Genomic DNA, 18139 nt, shown 5'->3' with positions numbered 1-18139 from the left:
GGCCACTGACGGGGCCCTACCGAGGTCCCGTCCCCTCGACACGATGGCGTCCTCGATGACGCCTGTGGTGTCATCGGGGCTGCCGGAGTTTCGGGGAATGAGGGCATATGCCCGTCTTCCACGAATGGTCTCAACTCCGCGAGAAGAGCAAAAATGCACGAGCACCCCAATACACACCGGAAGCTGCGGTGGCGTTCTGTCGCCGCGGCACTGGCGGCGGCCGTGGCGGCCTCCGTCTTCCTTGCCGTTCCGTCAGCCCAGGCAAACACGCCCTCGGATCCGCCGAGCGGCGGCCAGATGCCGGCTCCGACCCCCGGCTTCCCCCTGCCCACGAAGCACACCCAGCAGGCGTTCGATCCGGCCGCGGCCTTCACCTCCAAGTGGACGCGTGCCGATGCCAAGCAGATTATGGCCCAAAGCAGCACAAGCGTAACCCCGGGCCAGAACTCCATGAGCCCGAACGTCACCATGCCGGAAATCCCCCAGGACTTCCCGGCCATGAACGACGACGTCTGGGTTTGGGACACTTGGTCCCTGACCGATGAGAACGCAAACCAGATCAGCTACAAGGGCTGGGACGTGATCTTCTCACTCGTTGCCGACCGCCACGCCGGCTACGGCTTCGACCAGCGGCACTGGAACGCCCGGATCGGCTATTTCTTCCGCAAGACCAACGCCGATCCGGCCAAGGACAAGTGGAACTACGGCGGACACCTGTTCCTGGACAACACCTCCGTCGGCAACACCGAATGGTCCGGTTCGACCCGCCTCATGCAGGGGAACCACGTCAACGTCTTCTACACCGCAACGACGTTCTACGACGTTGCCGAGCGCAACGCCGGCGGCGGCGGAATCGCCCCGGATGCCGTGATTGCCAAGGCGCTGGGCAACATCCACGCTGACAAGAACGGCGTGAGCTTCGACGGCTTCGAGCACACCAAACTCCTTGAGCCGGACGGCGTCATGTACCAGAACAAGGCCCAGAACCCAGGGTTCGCCTTCCGGGACCCCTACACGTTCGCGGACCCGGCGCACCCGGGCAAGACCTTCATGGTCTTCGAAGGCAACACCGGTGGCCAGCGGGGCGATTACAAGTGCACGGACCAGGACCTGGGCTACCAGCCCGGGGACGCCAACGCCGAATCCGCGAACACCGTCAACGCCACCACCGGTGCATGGTTTCAGACCGCCAACGTGGGCCTGGCCGTGGCGGACAACAAAGACCTGACCAAGTGGCACTTCCTGCCGCCGGTCCTGTCCGCCAACTGCGTCAACGACCAGACCGAGCGTCCGCAGATCTTCATCCAGAACGAGGGCGGCAAGAACAAGTACTACCTGTTCACCATCAGCCACCAGTTCACCTATGCGGATGGAATGCGCGGCCCCGACGGCGTGTACGGCTTTGTTGGCGACGGCGTCCGTTCCGACTACCAGCCCATGAACAACAGCGGCCTGACGCTGGCATCCCCCACGGACCTGAACATGCCGGCCAATGCCCCCGAAGGGCCGGACCCCCGCCAGAACGGCCGCCAGTTCCAGGCCTACTCGCACTACGTGCAGCCGGGCGGGCTGGTGCAGTCCTTTATCGACAACGTGAACGGTGTACGCGGCGGTTCCCTCTCGCCCACCGTGAAGATCAACTTCCGCAACGGAGTTTCGGCCGTTGACCGCACTTTCGGCCAGAACGGTCTGGGCCCGTTCGGGTACCTGCCCACGAACCTCAACGTCGGCGGTGCCGGCCTCTACAAGTAGTGCACTAGGCAGTCATGGGGCGGAAGCGCCCGGAATCCCGGGTGCTTCCGTCCTTCGCATATACAAGCCACAGGTGGGGCGGGATGGCTTCCGCCAGAACCAGGAATGTTGAATCATGAAAAACCGTCGGACGATCTGGATAGTGGCCGCCGCGGCCGCGGCCGTTCTGATCGCAGTGGCGCTGGTCCCATCGCCGGGATCCCGCCCGGGTTCCCAGAGCCACGCCGGGCAGGCGCAGTCAGCCTTCGACCGGCCCGAGGGGGCATCCGAGTTCCGGCCGAGCTATCACATCACGCCCGGGAAGAACTGGATGAATGATCCGCAGCGTCCCATCCTGCTCGACGGCGTGTGGCACTACTACTACCTCTACAACGCCGGGTACCCGAAGGAGAACGGCACCGAGTGGTACCACCTAACCAGCACGGACCTGGTGCACTGGAAGGAGGAGGGAGTGGCGATCACCAAGTACAAAAACGGGCTGGGCGACATCGAGACCGGAAGCGCCGTGGTGGACCACGACAATTCGGCCGGCTTCGGCAAGGGAGCCGTCATCGCGGTCATGACGCAGCAGGACCAGGGCATCCAGCGCCAATCCTTGTTCTATTCCACCGACCACGGATACTCATTCACCGCCTATGCGGAGAATCCGGTCATGGAAAATCCTGGCGAACCGGACTGGCGGGACCCTAAGATCATCCGCGATGAAGCCCACGGCCAATGGGTGATGGCCCTGGCCGAAGGCAGCAAAATCGGCATGTATACCTCGCCGGACCTGAAGAATTGGCACTACGCCTCGGGCATCGAACGCAAAGGTCTGGGCGTCCTGGAATGCCCGGACCTCTTCCAGCTGGATCTCGACGGTGATCCAGCCAAACGGACCTGGGTCCTTGCCGCCAGCGCCAACGGGAGTGAAGAGGGATTCACCACGGGCGTTGCCTACTGGACTGGCGAATGGGACGGAACCCGATTCACCCCGTCTGACGGGCCGCACCAGTGGCTCGACGCCGGCTCCGACTTCTACGCCGCCGTGACGTGGGATGATCCCAGGCTCACCGAAAGCCAGCGGATGTCCTCGCGGCACGCTCTCGGGTGGATGAACAACTGGGCGTACGCCCGGCAACTGCCCACCGAGGACTGGCACGGCGGTGCCGACACCATTGTGCGCGACATTCGGCTGGAAACAATCGCGGGAGAGCCGACTCTTGTCTCGAACCCCACCGCCGCCATGAAGTCCATTGAAGGCCCGGCGGCAACAACTGGGGAACGTCGATTGACACAGGATGGCGCAGGGCAGTTGCCGGTTCCGGAGGGCCGGGCGTACCGGCTCGATGTGACTCTTGAGCGGACGGAGGAAGACGACGGATCCGAAGCGAGGATCGAGCTCGGAAGCGACGGCGGAACGTTCGCGACCGTCGGATATGACTTTTCCGAAGAATCAGCATTCATCTCCCGGGAGTCCGACGCTGCCGCCACCGGCAAGGCCGAACTCAGTCCGGACTACCGGGCATCGCGGCGGGCAGTCAGCCCAGCGCGAGACGGGAAAGTGGAGCTGTCGATTTTCGTCGACTACAGCTCGGTGGAGGTTTTCATCAACGGCGGAGAAAAGACCATGACGTCACTGGTCTTCCCCACCGCGGGGACGCCGAACATCAAGGCCGTCACGGCGGGGGGCACGCTGACGCTGAAGTCCTTCAGCTCCAGGCAGCTGGCCGCCACACACTGACCAGCACCCGTTTGGAGGATCACAGAGATCCACGTCGATGAGATGAAATTCCGCTCTATCGCTACCGGCAAGAGGCCTGGGCCAGGTTCCATGGGAACGAGGGTACGAGTTTTTAGTTTTGTCATGTTGACGGACGGTTCATTCGAACCTGGAACACGTAGGGTTGTCAGCATCGGCGGTCAATATCCAGTCAGCCCGATGGCATCGCACGTATTCCCCTGTCAGCAAAAGCCCGACAGGTTTTTCGTTGAACCGATGCCTGAGAGGCAGCAGTGACTAACATGCACATCAAGGAACAATGGAACCGGCTCGATCCGACCACCCAGCAGTGGCTGATGGACAACCCTGGATGCATGGTGCTGCCCCGCACCCTGACGGCAATTTTCAACAAGGAAACGGGCGAAAACGCCGACATCGACACCCATGGCGAAGCCGTGCTTAGCGACGAGGACAGGGAGTTCATCCAGGGCAAGGCACGCGAAGCCGCCGGCGGCCTTTCGGATGACCGCTTTCTTTGATTCCGCCCAACCCTAACCCCGTCTCCGGGGGGTCCTGCGTGGGCGAGCTGTCCTTGGCGCCCAATCGGCCGCGACGGGAAAGAGAACCCTCTATTGGAGATAATCGGGCGCCGCTTCCAGACCGAAGTACTTCTCAAGGGTGGCAATCCCGGTGCTTTGCATATCCTCGGCGATAACCTTTCCCACATAGCGCAGATGCCATGGCTCGTAGGTGTAGCCGGTAGTGGCCTCGGCCCCGGCCGGATATCGGATGATGAATCCGTACTCCCAGCCGTGCTCGGCCGCCCACCGCCCTGCCGGGGTATTGGCGAAGCAGGCTTGCAGGGCGCAGGTTCCGCTGGCATTGCCGATGTCCATCGCCAGGCCGGTCTGGTGTTCGCTGTAGCCGGGCCGGGCAGCAAGGGTGTCCGCCGTCGCCTGTCCGTACTGGCGCACGTAGCTGTCATAGAGGCTGGCCTGCTCGCTGAACGAACGGTAGCCGCTGATCGGCATGACGTTCACGCCGGCCGCCTTGGCGGCTTTGGCAAACTGCTTGTAGGCGTCCGCGGCCGGCGCCCGCAACCGTTCCGCTTGGACCCTGACCAGCTGCCCCGGTACATAAGCGGCCGGGTTCAGCTGCCGGTGCTTGTTGACCACCACCTGCAGGCTGGAGGCAGAATCAAAGTCGTAGCCCGCCGCGGCCACTGCCGTCACGGACGGTGCGATCATGCCGAGCGAAAGCACCAGCCCTGCCACAGCACCCGTCATCCTGCTGATTCCTCTAAGCACGGTGGCCTCCTAGAAGTGTCCGGAACAGATTCGGGAACTCTACCGGCCTGCAGGGTCCGTGGTCGAGAGGGATCCGGAACAACTACGCGCCCACGGCGGTCCGCACGGGACCGTCAGCACTTGACCTCGGTCCTGAGGTCCCGGATCGCGGCCTCGACGTTGGAGGCTTCGTCCCGGAGGGAATCAGCTGCTTGAGTCAACGTGGCGTTGTCAGGCACCGCGGCGACGGCGGCATTGAACTTGGCTTCGGCGGCCATCACCGCCTCCGCCCGTTGCTGGGCGAGGTTCTCGCTTGCCTTGGCCAGCTCTTCATAGGTCTTGGAGACTTGGTCTTGGGCCGCGCGCACCTGCTCGATTGTGGCGTCCGGCTTGAGCGTGGCCTTGAAATTCGCCAGGGCCGCGGCATGGGCATCGGCAGCAGCGCAGATTTCCGACACGCTCGCAGGCGGGCTCGAGATGGCCGCGGTGGGGCTTGGGGTGGCAGCCGGCGGACTCGCGGGGCTGCATCCGGTGAGCAGTACGAAGGCGGTCGCAAGCGCGATGGATCCCACGGTGATTGCGTGCGGTCTTGACATTTGAGGGCTCCTCTCCCAGCTTGGATCGCCCCCGAGCAGTGGGGCATCGAAGGGCATATCCATCGTCTGCCCGGACGCGGGTGCGGACCTCATCCGCCTGGGGTGAAATGGGCGGTAGTGCCCTGCCGACCCGCACGGGCCCAAAGGCCCTTTTGGGACCGGCGGAACGCGGGTATTAATGGTTGTGCCACGGCGGGACGGGTCCTCCGCGACTGGTGTTGAAGCCGGGGCGGGCGGTCCAGGGCGGATGTTGAATGCCTCCCTGGGCCGCCGCGGCGCTGAAGCGGATTTCCCGCTGTCACGGGAACAGCTCAGCGGAACAGCTGCCGGAACAGCTGAGGAAAGTTCATCGAAACAGGTCGCCGGGACAGCCCGGAACCATACCAATGCGACAGAGGCCCTGGCTCTGACAAATGGGAGGCGCGGCGGTGTCCGCCCGGACGTATGCTGTTTTCATCGGTTCAGCAGTGAGCTGCGTGCTTTGATCTCGAGCGTGGAACATGACCCAAGGAATTGCAAGAGACGGCCGGCAGGATCGTTATGCCTCCTTCTGGGAGCTGCACTTCAACGACCCGGATGTCGGTGCCTTCCTCAGCGAAGCCGTGAGTGAGTTTGTCGACGACATCGGTGGTCCCGGCCGTGGGATCAGCTGGGCAGTGACACTGGTCGGGTCCGCGGAGGCACTCACGCTGACCGCGGGCAGCGCACCGGCACGGGCCGCCGGCGCTGGCCCGGATACGCCAGCGCCGCCGCAGCCTTCGGGGTCCGGTCCCTCGTATCCGTTCCACTGGCACCACAAGCGGTCTTCCATGCCGCCGTGAACCTGTACGCCGCGTGGCCGCACGTCTTCACCAGCGCAGACATCATCGCAGCGGCTCGGCTGGCCCGCTACATCTCCCGTGCACTGCGATTGGTCCAGGAGTTGGCGCTGAGGTCCGGCGGCGGCGCAGACCTCTCCTCGGCGCAGCTCTCCCGGGCACTGGCCGGGCTGGCGCTGCGGACGCTGGTGCGGGAGTACGGGTTCAGCGAAGAAGGCGCCCTTGACTACCTGCGCAGCGTCGCAGGCGGAGCCGCGCGGGAATCATCCGGCGGCACGGTCCACGTCCTGGTGCCCGATTCCGTTCCGGGCCAGAACGTGCCCCAGCCCAGTCCCTATGCCGCGGCGCCACACGGCGGAGACACGCCCCCCGTCCGTCGGCGGCGGCGCAGGACGGGGACTCCGGCGTAGGCGGACACCGGCATGCGCCGGGACGGCAATCCGGGCTCAGCCTGGGCAGCGGTCACGCCGCGCTGGCGTCTTCTGTTCCGTGGGCATGGCCTGGCCGGAGGACCTTCAGCGCGCCGGACCACGCGATCACCTGGTCAAACAGGATCTGCAGGCTCTTTTCCGCGGCCGCCGTCGGGATGAAAGTGCGGTAATTCGCGAATTCCGTGGCCAGGGGCAGCGCCACCTGGGCCCGGACGTCGGCCATCTGCAGCTCCGCGGACACTCCGCGGAAGTGTTCGACGGCGCGGATGCCGCCGCTGCTTCCGTAGCTGACAAACCCGGCCGCCTTGTTGTTCCACTCCTTGTAGAGGTAGTCCACAGCGTTTTTCAGTGCGCCGGGAATCGAGTGGTTGTACTCGCCCGTGACGAAGATGTAGCCGTCGAATCCGTCGACAGCTTCGGACCAGGCCTTGGTGTAGGGCTGGCTGTACCGGCCGAGGGAGGGTGGCAGCGGCTCGTCCAGCAGCGGAAGATCAAAATCGGCGACGTCGAGGACGTCAAAGGTGGCATCGCCGCGTTCTGATGCCCGGGCACTTACCCAGTCGGCGACGGCCTTTCCGAGGCGACCGGGCCGGGTGCTCCCGAGCACGATAGCGATGCGGATCATGGCGGGCTCCTTTCCGGAAGTAATGTTTGCCCACACTCAGAACAACAAAACGAGGGGCTCGAAACTTCCGCGCCGCCGTGGGCCCCGCGGGTTCAGGGGCTAACGCTCGGCACGTCGATGGTCCGGCAGGATCCGTCCGCCGCGCAGCACGGCCACGAGGTCGAAACCCGGGTCGACGGCGATGATATCCGCGCGCATTCCCGCCCGGAGGGCGCCGATCTCGGCCTCCAGGCCCAGGACACGGGCCGGGACCAGGGTGGCCGCCGCTACGGCGTCGGCCGGACTCACTCCCGCCGCGATGGTGGCGCGGACAACCTCCAACAGGGTCGCCGTTCCCCCGGCAAGGGCGCCGTTGCTCCGCAGGGTGGCCACGCCGTCGTGCACCACCACATCCGCGGGGCCGAGTTCGTAGTCGCCGTCGGGCAGCCCGGTCGCCGCCATGGAGTCCGTCACCAGCGCGATGCCCCCGGCTCCGACCAGGTCAAAGACCATCCGGACCGTCTCCGGGTCGAGGTGGACGCCGTCGCCGACGAGCTCGACGACGACCGTGCCGGCGGCCGCCAGCCSCAGGCACGCGGCCGCCGGTCCGGGACTCCTGTGGTGCAGGGGAGGCATGCCGTTGAACAGATGGGTCACCGTGGGCCGGGCGCGCGGCCCGAAGGCCCCGGAAGCCGCGCCCCCGCGGATGAGGTCCGCGGCCTCCGCCAGTGAGGCCGCGGCCACGGGGGCAGCGGCATCGGTATGGCCCAGCGAGGGGATCACCCCGTGGTCAGTGAGGATCCGGAGGAGCTCACCCGCGCCGGGCAGTTCGGGGGCGTACGTCATGGTCCGCAGGGCTCCGCCGGCCGCCGCCACCAGCCGCCTGAGCAGCGCAGGGTCGGGGGCGCGGAGCCAGTGCGGGTCCTGCGCGCCGGAGCGGGCGGCGGAGAGGAAGGGTCCCTCGCAGTGCACGCCGGCGATCAGTCCCTCGGCCGCCAGGACCTTGAGTACGCCGAGCGACCCCACCAGCTCATCTTCCGGGGCCGTGACGAGGCTGGCCAGGAGGCTGGTGGTCCCGTTGCGGTGCAGGAAGTCCACGGCGGCCCGGCAGGCCCGGTCGTTGCCGGCCGGGAATCCGCCGCCCGCGGCGCCGTGGCAATGGAGGTCGACAAGCCCGGGAAGCAGGGAGCTGCCGGGCGGCAGCGGGAGCTCCTCCGCACCCGGGAAATGTGCGGCGTCAAAGCCGTCGCCGGGTCCCGCGTAGGCGATCAGGCCGCCGTTCACCGCCACCACGCAGCCCGGTGTGCAGTCGCCGTCCGTGATGAGGGCACCCCGCAGGATGTAGGCAGGGGCGGCGGCTTCGCGGTCCTCGAGGGGCAGGATCATGCTGCCAAACCTAGCGCAGCACGACCGTCCTGTTGCCCTGGAGGATGACGCGTCCCTCGCAGTGCCAGCGGACGGCGTTGGAGAGCGCCTTGCACTCGGTGTCGCGTCCGGCGGCCACGAGGTCCTCGGGCCCGAAGGTGTGGTCTACTTCCACCACCTGCTGGGCGATGATCGGCCCCTCGTCCAGTTCGGCGTTGACATAGTGGGCTGTGGCGCCGACCGTCTTCACGCCCCGGGCGTGCGCCTGGTGGTAGGGCTTCGCGCCCTTGAAGCTGGGCAGGAAGGAGTGGTGGATGTTGATGGCGCGGCCATCCAGCTGGCGGGTGAGGTTGTCGCTGAGGACCTGCATGTAGCGGGCCAGGACCACCAGTTCAACGTCCATCCGGTCGATCAGTTCCAGGAGCCGCTGCTCGGCCGCGGGCTTGGTGTCCGGGGTGATGGGCACATGGAAGAACGGGATTCCGTGCCATTCGACGGTCCGCCGGTGATCGGGATGGTTCGAGACGACGCCGACGATCTCGATGGGCAGTTCACCGGTGCGGGCCCGGTACAGCAGATCGTTGAGGCAGTGCTCGAACTTCGAGACCATGATCAGGACCCGCCGTTTGCTGCCGTGCCGCCGCAGGTCCCAGCGCATGCCGAATTTGTCGGCGACCGGAACGAAGGCTTCCCGAAGCGTGTCCAGGGTTGTTTGGTCCCCGGTCGAGGCGAAGTGGAGCCGCATGAAGAAATGGCCGTCCAGTTGTGAGTCGAACTGTTTGCTTTCCAGGATGTCGCAGCCCTGGTCCAGCAGGAAGCCGGAAACGGCGTGGACGATCCCGCGCGTTTCCGGGCAGTCCAGGGTCAGGATGTGCTCCACGGTTTCGGTGCTCTGGTTCTCGGCCATGGTCAGCACTCCACGACATTCACGGCGAGGCCTCCGCGGGAGGTTTCCTTGTACTTGGTTTTCATGTCTGCTCCTGTTTCGCGCATGGTCTTAATGGCCTTGTCCAGCGAGACTTTATGGCTGCCGTCCCCGTGCAGGCACAGGCGGGCGGCGTTGATGGCTTTGACGCTGGCAATGGCGTTGCGTTCGATGCAGGGGATCTGCACCAGCCCGCCGACGGGGTCGCAGGTCAGACCGAGGTTGTGTTCGATCCCGACTTCGGCAGCGTTTTCCACCTGTTCCGGGGTGCCGCCCAGCACTTCGCAGAGCCCCGCCGCCGCCATGGAGCACGCCGATCCGACTTCACCCTGGCAGCCGACCTCTGCCCCGGAGATGGAGGCATTGATCTTGAACAGTATCCCGACGGCGGCCGCGGCCAGCAGGAAGCGCACCACGCCGTCGTCGTTGGCGCCAGGGACGAACTTGACGTAATAGTGCAGCACGGCCGGCACAATGCCCGCGGCACCGTTGGTGGGCGCCGTGACGATCCGGCCCCCCGCGGCGTTTTCCTCGTTGACGGCCAGCGCGAAGAGGTTTACCCATTCCATGGCGAGCAGCGGGTCGGCAGGGACCTGGACCGGCGATGGGTTCCGGGCGTCCGCCTCGGCGCTGACGGCGGATGCTGCCAGCGTCCGAAACAACGACGGGGCGCGCCGTTTGACGTTCAGCCCACCGGGCAGGATTCCCTCGGCAGCGCAGCCGTTTTCCACGCACTGGCGCATGACCGCCCACAGGGCCAAGAGCTTCTCCCGGAGGTCGGCTTCGGTGCGCCAGACGAGTTCGTTGGCCAGCATGACGTCGGAGACGGACTTATTCTCTCGATGGCATATTTCGAGGAGTCCGTCAGCTGTTGTGAACGGGTAGGGCAGCACCGTGTCGTCGGCCACCACGTGGTCGGCGCCTTGTGCATTGCCATCGACGACAAAGCCGCCCCCAATCGAATAGAAGCTCCGTTCGCTGAGGACGTCGCCGGCGCGGTCAAGGGCCCGGAAGGTCATGCCGTTCGGATGGGCGGGCAGCGACTTGCGGCGGTGCAGGACCACGTCCTCATCCCAGTTGAAATCCACCCGGTGATGGCCGGCGAGCTGCAGTTCCGCATCCAGGGCAGCGGCTGCCACCTGGTCATCCGCCGTAGCGGTGTCCACTGTCTCGGGGTCCTGGCCCTGGAGGCCCAGGACGACAGCCTTGTCCGAACCGTGGCCCCGGCCGGTGGCGCCGAGGGAACCGAACAGCTCGGCCTGCACCCTCGCCGTGGAACTCAGTTGCCCGTCGCTCTTGAGCCCGTCGGCGAACCGCTTGGCCGCCCGCATCGGGCCGACCGTGTGGGAGGAGGACGGCCCGATGCCAACAGAAAACAGGTCGAGGACGCTGAGCGCCATCAGGGGACCTCGGTGGAGGCATATTCGCGCATGGCGTCGAGGAGCCAGCGGCCGAGGAACTCCGCGAAGGATGCCCGCGGGAAGATCCGGTAGGTCTCGTCCCCGGTCTTCCACAGAACGACGGGGATGCCGCCGATTTCCGTGGACAGGGCCGTTCCGGGCTGGAAGACGCGGGGGTGCAGGTCCAGGGCGCAGCCCTTCTCCAGCACGGCACTGGCCCGGGGTCCGGAGAGCTCGAGCGTGGTGCGGTTGGCGGAGAGATCGACCACCTGGCCCTGGCCGTCACCCAGTGCTGCGATGAGCGTCCGGGGGAGCTCACCGCCCAGGCTTTCGTGGGATTCGGCGGGGGCCACGAGCAGGAATTCTGCCGGGCCCAGCCACAGCACTGCGGTGTCGTCGCTGCCGCGGACTTCCCCGGAAGCGGAGGGCAGGCCACCTGTGAGGGCGCCCAGCCGCTGCCCTGCGTCGCCGGCAGGATCGACCCGGAGCCCTGCCATGGTCAGGAACGGCACCTCGCGCAGCTCCACGGTGCCCGCAACGGATCCCGCTTCAAAAGCCGTTCTCAGGAGCGACGCCGGACTCTTCCTGAGGGTCTGGATCTTCTTGGAATTTTCGAGTGCTGCAGTGTCAGCCATCTTTGCGGGCCCCTTCAGAGTCAAATAGTACGGTTTCTGCGACGATTACGTCCACGAGTTGGTCGCCGGCGGCGGCCACCAGGGTCTCGCCAATGCGGTTGCGGCCGTTCTTGATCAGGGCCAGGGCAAACGACCTGCCCAGCGCCGCACTGTGGTAGCTCGAGGTCACGAATCCCTGCATGGGCACGGGGCCGTAGGCGGGGTTGACGGTGATGCCCTGTTCCACCAGTTGGGTGCCTTCGGGGAGCCGGATGGTGCCGTCCACGGGGAGGACGCTGACCAGGTGTTTCCGGTCGGTGCGGCCGGCGTCCTTGCGGGTGTAGGAGCGTTTGCCGATGAAGTCCTTGACCTTGGACACGACCCATTCCATGCCGGCGTCCTGCGGTGTCACGGTCCCGTCAGTGTCCTGGCCGACGATCGGGTACCCCTTCTCCGCGCGCAGCACGTGCATGGTCTCGGTGCCGTACGGGGTGATGTTGAACTCCGCGCCGGCCGCCGCCACGGCTTCCCAGGTGCTCAGCCCGTACCAGGACGGGATGTTGATTTCGTAGGCCAGTTCGCCGGAGAACGAGATCCGGCAGACCCGGGCCTGGACACCGGAGGCCAGGGTGGTCTCCCGGAATGTCATGAACGGGAAGGCCTCGGCGTCCAGGCCGCCGTCGGCTGCCAGTTCCGGAGCCACTTTGGCGAGAACGGCGCGGGATTTCGGACCGACGACGGCGATCGTGGACCACTGCTCCGTGACGGAGGTGCAGTGCACATCCAGTTCCGGCCATTCGGTCTGCAGCCATTCCTCCAGCCAGTCCAGCACCTTGGCCGCGCCGCCGGTGGTGGTGGTCATGAAGAAGCGGTCCTCGTCCAGGCGCAGGGTGACGCCATCGTCGAAGATCATCCCGTCCGGGGTGCACATGACGCCGTAGCGGGCCGAACCCGGAGCCAGCTTCTTGAACGCGTTGGTGTAGATGCGGTTCAGGAACTCGCCGGCGTCCTTGCCGCGGATCTCGATCTTGCCCAGGGTGGTGGCGTCCATGAACCCCACGGATTCCCGGACGGCGGCGCATTCACGGAGCACCGCGGCGTCCATGTCCTCGCCGTCCTGCGGGTAGTACCACGGCCGCTTCCACTGCCCGACGTCTTCGAAGAGGGCTCCCTGGGCGACATGCCAGGGGTGGATGGAAGTGAGGCGGGCGGGGTCGAAGAGTTCGCCGCGCTGGCGTCCGGCCAGGGCGGCAAACGCCACGGGCGTGAACGGTGCCCGGTAGGTGGTGGTGCCAATGTCGCCGATCCCGCGGGACGCTTCGCCGGCTGTCCGGAGCGCGGCGGCGATGACGCCGATCGCGTTCACCCCGGAGGTCTTGCCCTGGTCGTTCGCGGTGCTGATCGAGGTGTAGCGCTTGATGTGCTCCACGGACCGCATGCCGGCACCGGTGGAGCGGAGGACATCGGCCACGGACTGGTCGCGCTGGAAATCCACGAAGTGGTGGTGCCAGTCATCCGGGCCGCCTTCCTGCCCGGGTACCAGCCAGAGCTGGCGGGTGGGGGCGGCGGCCTTCGGCTCGCCAAGTACTGACGGTTCGACGGCGGACTCGAAGCCCGCGGCGATGACCGCCGCGGCCCCGGCGGAGATGCCTTCGGCCACGCAGTCGTCGAGGTCGAAGCTGCCGCGTCCGGATCCGGCCACCTGCTGGTTGGGGACCACGCTGTTGGGGACGAAGGCGGCGAGGTCTTCGTCCCAGCGGAGCCTGCCCTGGCGCTGGGAGTGCAGGTGCACCACCGGTGACCAGCCGCCGGAGACGGCCAGCAGGTCGCAGGCGAGGTGTTCGATGCCCGAGGTGAGTTCGCCGGCGTCGTTGATGCTCCGGACGGTGACGCCGAGGAGCCGGCCGTCGCCGGAGTCAGCAGCGGTGGTGTTGGCGACGGCGCTGCCGATCAGCACCCGCGTTCCCGCGGCCGCAGCTGCGGAAGCGGTTTCGCTTAGCTGTGCACGGGCGTCTACGACGGCTTCGACCCGGATGCCCGCGGCGCGGAGGTCGGCGGCCAGGGCGTAGGCGCTGTCGTTCGTGGTGCTGATGACCACCCGGGAACCTGCGGCGACGGCGTAGCGGTTGAGGTAGGTGCGGACTGCGGACGCGAGCATGATGCCGGGGCGGTCGTTGTTTTCGAAGACCAGCGGGCGTTCGTGGGCGCCCGGGGCCAGGATGACCTGGGCGGCCCGGATGTGCCAGATCCGCTGGCGGGAAACACCGGGGGCGGCCGGGGTCAGGAGGTGGTCGGTCCGGTTCTGGGCCGCAATGACGTAGTTGGAGTCGTAGGAGCCGAAGGCGCTGGTGCGGTTCAGCACCGTGCATTCGGCCGCGGAGATCAGTTCGGCTTCAACATTGGCCACCCATTCCAGGGCGGGCTGCCCTTCGATGCTCTCGACGAGGGCCGGATCCGTGGAGCCGGACAACAGCGAGCCGCCCAGTTCGGGCTGGTCGTCGATAAGGATGACCCGGGCGCCGGAGCGGACGGCCTCGCGGGCCGCGGCCAGGCCTGCCGGGCCGCCACCGACCACCAGGACGTCGGTGTGGACATACTTCTTGTCGTATTCGGCGTGGTCCTCGGCCGGGTCCAGCTTGCCCAGCCCGCTGAGCACTTCGGCGCTGAGGCCGTCCACCAGGGACACCGTGGTGGCGGGGAGCATGGATTCGGCCACGTGGCCCGGGAACCGGGCCGCGACCTTGACCAGGGCGTTGGATTCCTCGACGCCGGCGGACATGATGCCGCGGGGCCGGCTCTCATACAGGGAGTCACCCGCGCGGAGCCGGCCGTTGGCCAGCAGGGCGGAGGCGAGGGTGTCGCCGGGGTGGCCAGTGTATTCACGGCCGTCCAGGGTGAAGCGCCACGTGACGCTGCGGTCGATGCGTCCGCCGGTGCTAAGACGCGCGGGCTGCGGCTGAGCGGTCATTTGACTGCTCCTTCCGGGGAGACGGGGCTGGTGACGGTGGGGGCTGTGGGGCCTGTGGCGGGCCGGAGCTGACCCATCGGGTAGACGGCCTGGATGTCGTAGGTGACGGTGTCGCGGAGCATGTTGAACCATTGCCGGCAGCCGGTGCTGTGCAGCCAGCGTTCGGCGAAGGCACCCTTGGTGTTGTCGCGGTAGAACAGGTACTCGGCCCATTCGCGGTCCGTGAGCTCTGCCGGGTTTTCGGGGTAGGCCACGTGGGCCTGTCCGCCGTAGTGGAATTCGGTCTCGTCGCGGGGACCGCAGTTGGGGCAGGGAATCAGGAGCATGTCCTTACCTCTTTCTAGTGGGCCACGGCGGCGGCGCCGTGTTCGTCGATCAGGGCGCCGGTTTCGAAGCGCTCGAGTGCAAAGGGCTTGTTGAGTTTGTGCGGTTCTCCGGTGGCGATCGTGTGGGCGAACGTTAGCCCGGCCGCCGGTGTGCCCTTGAATCCGCCGGTGCCCCAGCCGCAGTTGACGAACATGTTTTCCACCGGGGTGGTGCCTACGATCGGGGAGGCATCCAGGGTGGTGTCAACGATCCCGCCCCAGGTCCGGAGCACGTGGGCCCGGGCGAAGATCGGGAAGAGTTCGACGGCGGCTGCCATCTGGTGCTCGATCACGTGGAAGGATCCGCGCTGGCCGTAGCCGTTGTAGGAGTCCACGCCGGCGCCCATGACCAGTTCGCCCTTGTGCGCCTGGGAGACGTAGACGTGGACGTGGTTGGACATGACGACGGTGGGGTGGACGGGCTCGTGGAGCTCGGACACGAGTGCCTGGAGGGGGTGGGACTGGATGGGGAGCCGGAATCCGGCCATTTCGGCAAGCACCGAGCTGTGCCCGGCGGCGCAGAGTCCGACCTTTTCGGTGTTGATGGTGCCGCGGGTGGTCTTGACCCCGGTGACGCGGTTGCCGTCCTTGATGAAGCCGGTGACCTCGCAGTTCTGGATGATGTCCACGCCGAGCTCGTCGCATTTGCGGGCGAACGCCCAGGCGACGTGGTCGTGCTTGGCGATGCCGGCGCGCGGCTGGTAGGTGGCGCCCATGACCGGGTAGCGGATGTTGTCGTTGATGTTCAGGATGGGGCAGAGTTCCTTGACCTGCTGCGGGTCCAGCCACTCGGCGTCGACGCCGTTGAGTTTGTTGGCCCCGACGCGGCGGACGCTTTCGCGGACGTCGCCCAGGGTGTGGGCCAGGTTCATGACCCCGCGCTGGCTGAACAGGAAGTCGTATTCGAGTTCTTCGGGCAGGATCTCCCAGAGTTTCAGGGCGTGCTCGTAGATCGCCGCACTCTCGTCCCAGAGGTAGTTGGAGCGGATGATGGTGGTGTTCCGGGCCATGTTCCCGCCGGCCAGCCAGCCTTTTTCCAGGATGGCGATGTTGGTCATCCCGTGGTTCTTGGCCAGGTAATACGCCGTCGCCAGTCCATGTCCGCCGCCGCCCACAATCACGGCGTCGTAGCTCTTCTTGGGGTCCGGGTTGCGCCAGAGGAAGTCCGGGTGCTCCGGCAGGTGTTCGGTGGTCATTGTGCTGCTCCAATCAGTTCTGCCTCAAGCCCGGTCGCCGGCGTGCCGGTGCCGAGATGCGGGTAAAGGGGGAACCGGTCCGCGAGGGCGCTGACGCGTCCACGCAGTTCAGCGGCGGTTTGGTCGCTGAGTTCGTCCCCGGGCGCCTGCGAGATGAGGGCGGAGGCGATGATGTCCGCCACCTCGGTGAACTCCGCGGCACCGAAGCCGCGGGTGGCCAGGGCGGGGGTGCCGATCCGCAGCCCGGAGGACACCATGGGCGGGCGGGGATCGAAGGGGACGGCGTTGCGGTTGACGGTGATGCCGATCCGGTGGAGCCGGTCTTCGGCCTGCTGCCCGTCCAGTTCCGAGTCCCGCAGGTCCACCAGGACCAGGTGCACATCGGTGCCGCCGTTGACCACGGAGATCCCGGCCGCCGCGACGTCGTCCTTCAGGAGCCGGGACGCGAGGATCCCGGCGCCTTCGAGCGTGCGCTCCTGGCGTTCCTTGAACTCCGGTGACGCCGCGATCTTGAAGGCCACGGCCTTGGCCGCGATCACGTGTTCCAGCGGGCCGCCCTGCTGGCCGGGGAACACAGCGCTGTTGATCTTGCGTGCGTACTCCTCCTTGGCCAGGATCACGCCGCCGCGCGGTCCGCCGAGGGTCTTGTGCGTGGTGGTGGTGACGACGTCGGCGTAGGGGACCGGGTTCGGGTGAAGCCCGGCGGCCACGAGGCCGGCGAAGTGTGCCATGTCCACCATGAGGTAGGCGCCGACGCGGTCGGCGATGCGCCGGAACTCGGCGAAGTCCAGCTGCCGGGAGTAGGCGGACCAGCCGGCCACGATCATCTTGGGCCGGTGTTCAAGGGCCAGGGCCTCCACTTCGGCCATGTCCACCAGGTGGTTGTGCTCGCTCACGTGGTACGGGACCACGTTGTAGAGCTTGCCGGAGAAGTTGATCTTCATCCCGTGGGTGAGGTGGCCGCCGTGGGCCAGGGCCAGTCCCATGATGGTGTCGCCCGGTTCCAGGAGGGCAAACATGGCGGCGGCGTTGGCCTGCGCGCCGGAGTGCGGCTGGACGTTGGCGTACTCGGCGCCGAACAGGGCCTTGACCCGGTCGATCGCGAGCTGTTCGATCACGTCGACGTGCTCGCAGCCGCCGTAGTAGCGCTTGCCCGGGTAGCCCTCGGCGTACTTGTTGGTCAGCACCGAACCCTGTGCCTCCATGACCCCGGCGGGGGCGAAGTTCTCGGACGCAATCATTTCCAGGGTGGACTGCTGGCGCTTCAGTTCGTGCGCCACGGCCTCTTCGACCTCGGGATCGACTACGGAAAGTCGCTCGTTCAACTGCTCAACCACGGTTGCTCCTTTGAAATACCACTATTGCTATGACTGATATATCAGTGTGAGAACAATGGTATGATTGAGATCACACCAGAGTCAATAGCTGGAAGCCAAGTGGAACCAGGCTTCCGGTTGAAATCCAGAAACGTTGAAATCCAGAAACGGAGCCGAGCTGTGAATGCACTCACCGTCCTGCCGCCCGCAGAGGACGAAGCCATCTCCCAGGCGGAGGCCGCGTACAGGCAGTTGCGCGACAAGCTGATCATGCTCGAAATCCGGCCGGGCGAACCCATCAATGACGGGCAGCTCGCCGCCGAGCTCGGGTTCGGCCGCACTCCCGTGCGCGAGGCGATCAAGCGGCTGGAAGTGGACCACCTGGTGGTTTCCTACCCGCGAAGGGGAACCTTTGCCACCACCGTGGACTTCACGGAACTGGCCGACGTCTCGGAAATCCGGGAACTGCTGGAACCCCTGGCGGCGCGGCGGGCGGCAACGCGGGCCAACGCCGCCATGCGACGCGAGCTGCTGGATGTCGCCAAGACCATTGCAGAACTGGCCCCGAGCCCTGCAGAGTCCCGGGAGCTGATGCGCTACGACCTGACAGTGCACCGCCTGATCTACCGGGCCGCGGCCAACCCGCACCTGGAGGATACGCTGATCCGCTACGACAACCTGGCCACGCGCATCTGGTGCCTGGTCCTGGACAAGGTCCCCTCGGTCAGCGGCCACATCACCGAGCACGTGGAGCCGCCTTAAGCTTCCGGCGAGCCCGCACGTGACCGGCGACTTCGACCA

16 protein-coding genes and 1 pseudogene are annotated in these 18139 nt (G+C 66.5%); 6 read left to right on the top strand and 11 right to left on the bottom strand.

Annotated elements, in window-relative coordinates:
- Window positions 1-153: 153 nt before the first annotated feature.
- The 3 genes from AC1D0A_RS07775 to AC1D0A_RS07765 all read left to right on the top strand — a co-directional run bounded on the left by AC1D0A_RS07775 (window position 154) and on the right by AC1D0A_RS07765 (window position 3993).
- A complete protein-coding gene (locus AC1D0A_RS07775) occupies window positions 154-1752 on the top strand; it encodes a glycoside hydrolase family 68 protein (RefSeq protein ID WP_243178238.1) in 1599 nt (532 codons plus the stop codon).
- 115 nt (window positions 1753-1867) lie between these two features.
- On the top strand, window positions 1868-3475 hold the full coding sequence (locus AC1D0A_RS07770) for a glycoside hydrolase family 32 protein (protein WP_476945502.1): 1608 nt from the start codon (window positions 1868-1870) through the stop codon (window positions 3473-3475).
- Between the two features lie 281 nt (window positions 3476-3756).
- Entirely contained in the window at window positions 3757-3993 is a 237-nt protein-coding gene (locus AC1D0A_RS07765; RefSeq protein WP_028278144.1) for a hypothetical protein, read from the top strand.
- 90 nt (window positions 3994-4083) lie between these two features.
- On the opposite strand, the gene AC1D0A_RS07760 is transcribed toward AC1D0A_RS07765, so the two are convergent.
- Both AC1D0A_RS07760 and AC1D0A_RS07755 read right to left on the bottom strand, forming a co-directional pair.
- Window positions 4084-4740, bottom strand: coding sequence for a M15 family metallopeptidase (locus AC1D0A_RS07760; protein ID WP_459383550.1), 657 nt, complete (start codon window positions 4738-4740; stop codon window positions 4084-4086).
- Window positions 4741-4874: 134 nt separating this feature from the next.
- Window positions 4875-5336: a hypothetical protein gene (locus tag AC1D0A_RS07755; protein WP_476945501.1), complete on the bottom strand. Its 462-nt coding sequence runs from the start codon at window positions 5334-5336 to the stop codon at window positions 4875-4877.
- 500 nt (window positions 5337-5836) lie between these two features.
- On the opposite strand from AC1D0A_RS07755, the gene AC1D0A_RS07750 reads away from it, so the two are divergent.
- Both AC1D0A_RS07750 and AC1D0A_RS07745 read left to right on the top strand, forming a co-directional pair.
- Window positions 5837-6157, top strand: a complete 321-nt coding sequence (locus AC1D0A_RS07750) for a hypothetical protein (RefSeq protein ID WP_476945500.1) — start codon at window positions 5837-5839, stop codon at window positions 6155-6157.
- Window positions 6154-6564, top strand: a complete 411-nt coding sequence (locus tag AC1D0A_RS07745) for a hypothetical protein (protein WP_476945499.1) — start codon at window positions 6154-6156, stop codon at window positions 6562-6564. The genes AC1D0A_RS07750 and AC1D0A_RS07745 overlap by 4 nt, the downstream gene beginning before the upstream one ends.
- 52 nt (window positions 6565-6616) lie before the next feature.
- On the opposite strand, the gene AC1D0A_RS07740 is transcribed toward AC1D0A_RS07745, so the two are convergent.
- The 9 genes from AC1D0A_RS07740 to glyA form a co-directional block, all read right to left on the bottom strand.
- Window positions 6617-7210 (bottom strand): NADPH-dependent FMN reductase, encoded by a 594-nt coding sequence (locus AC1D0A_RS07740; protein ID WP_243178243.1) that lies wholly within the window; start codon window positions 7208-7210, stop codon window positions 6617-6619.
- Window positions 7211-7309: 99 nt separating this feature from the next.
- On the bottom strand, window positions 7310-8575 hold the full coding sequence (locus AC1D0A_RS07735) for an N-acetylglucosamine-6-phosphate deacetylase (RefSeq protein ID WP_476945498.1): 1266 nt from the start codon (window positions 8573-8575) through the stop codon (window positions 7310-7312).
- 10 nt (window positions 8576-8585) lie between these two features.
- Window positions 8586-9461 (bottom strand): formyltetrahydrofolate deformylase, encoded by an 876-nt coding sequence (purU, locus tag AC1D0A_RS07730; RefSeq protein WP_243178245.1) that lies wholly within the window; start codon window positions 9459-9461, stop codon window positions 8586-8588.
- 2 nt (window positions 9462-9463) lie between these two features.
- Window positions 9464-10879 carry an L-serine ammonia-lyase gene (locus AC1D0A_RS07725; RefSeq protein WP_476945497.1) on the bottom strand — a complete coding sequence of 472 codons (1416 nt, stop codon included), beginning with the start codon at window positions 10877-10879 and terminating at the stop codon, window positions 9464-9466.
- Window positions 10879-11514 carry a sarcosine oxidase subunit gamma gene (locus tag AC1D0A_RS07720; RefSeq protein WP_476945496.1) on the bottom strand — a complete coding sequence of 212 codons (636 nt, stop codon included), beginning with the start codon at window positions 11512-11514 and terminating at the stop codon, window positions 10879-10881. Before AC1D0A_RS07720 ends, AC1D0A_RS07725 begins: the two co-directional genes overlap by 1 nt.
- Entirely contained in the window at window positions 11507-14461 is a 2955-nt protein-coding gene (locus AC1D0A_RS07715; protein WP_476945495.1) for a 2Fe-2S iron-sulfur cluster-binding protein, read from the bottom strand. Before AC1D0A_RS07715 ends, AC1D0A_RS07720 begins: the two co-directional genes overlap by 8 nt.
- The gene (locus AC1D0A_RS07710) at window positions 14458-14787 is read right to left on the bottom strand and encodes a sarcosine oxidase subunit delta (protein ID WP_028278136.1); all 330 of its coding nucleotides are present in this window, start codon (window positions 14785-14787) and stop codon (window positions 14458-14460) included. The genes AC1D0A_RS07715 and AC1D0A_RS07710 overlap by 4 nt, the downstream gene beginning before the upstream one ends.
- 14 nt (window positions 14788-14801) lie before the next feature.
- Window positions 14802-16022 carry a sarcosine oxidase subunit beta family protein gene (locus AC1D0A_RS07705; protein ID WP_243178249.1) on the bottom strand — a complete coding sequence of 407 codons (1221 nt, stop codon included), beginning with the start codon at window positions 16020-16022 and terminating at the stop codon, window positions 14802-14804.
- Complete coding sequence (glyA, locus tag AC1D0A_RS07700) at window positions 16019-17359, bottom strand: serine hydroxymethyltransferase (protein ID WP_476945494.1); 1341 nt, start codon at window positions 17357-17359, stop codon at window positions 16019-16021. The genes AC1D0A_RS07705 and glyA overlap by 4 nt, the downstream gene beginning before the upstream one ends.
- A gap of 159 nt (window positions 17360-17518) precedes the next feature.
- Here glyA and AC1D0A_RS07695 point away from each other — a divergent pair.
- A pseudogene (locus tag AC1D0A_RS07695) lies at window positions 17519-18091 on the top strand (GntR family transcriptional regulator); the annotation flags it as partial.
- Window positions 18092-18139 lie beyond the last annotated feature (48 nt).

It is taken from the genome of Arthrobacter sp. P1_D4, from assembly GCF_056406115.1.
This window is presented reverse-complemented; position numbering and strand designations above follow the sequence as displayed.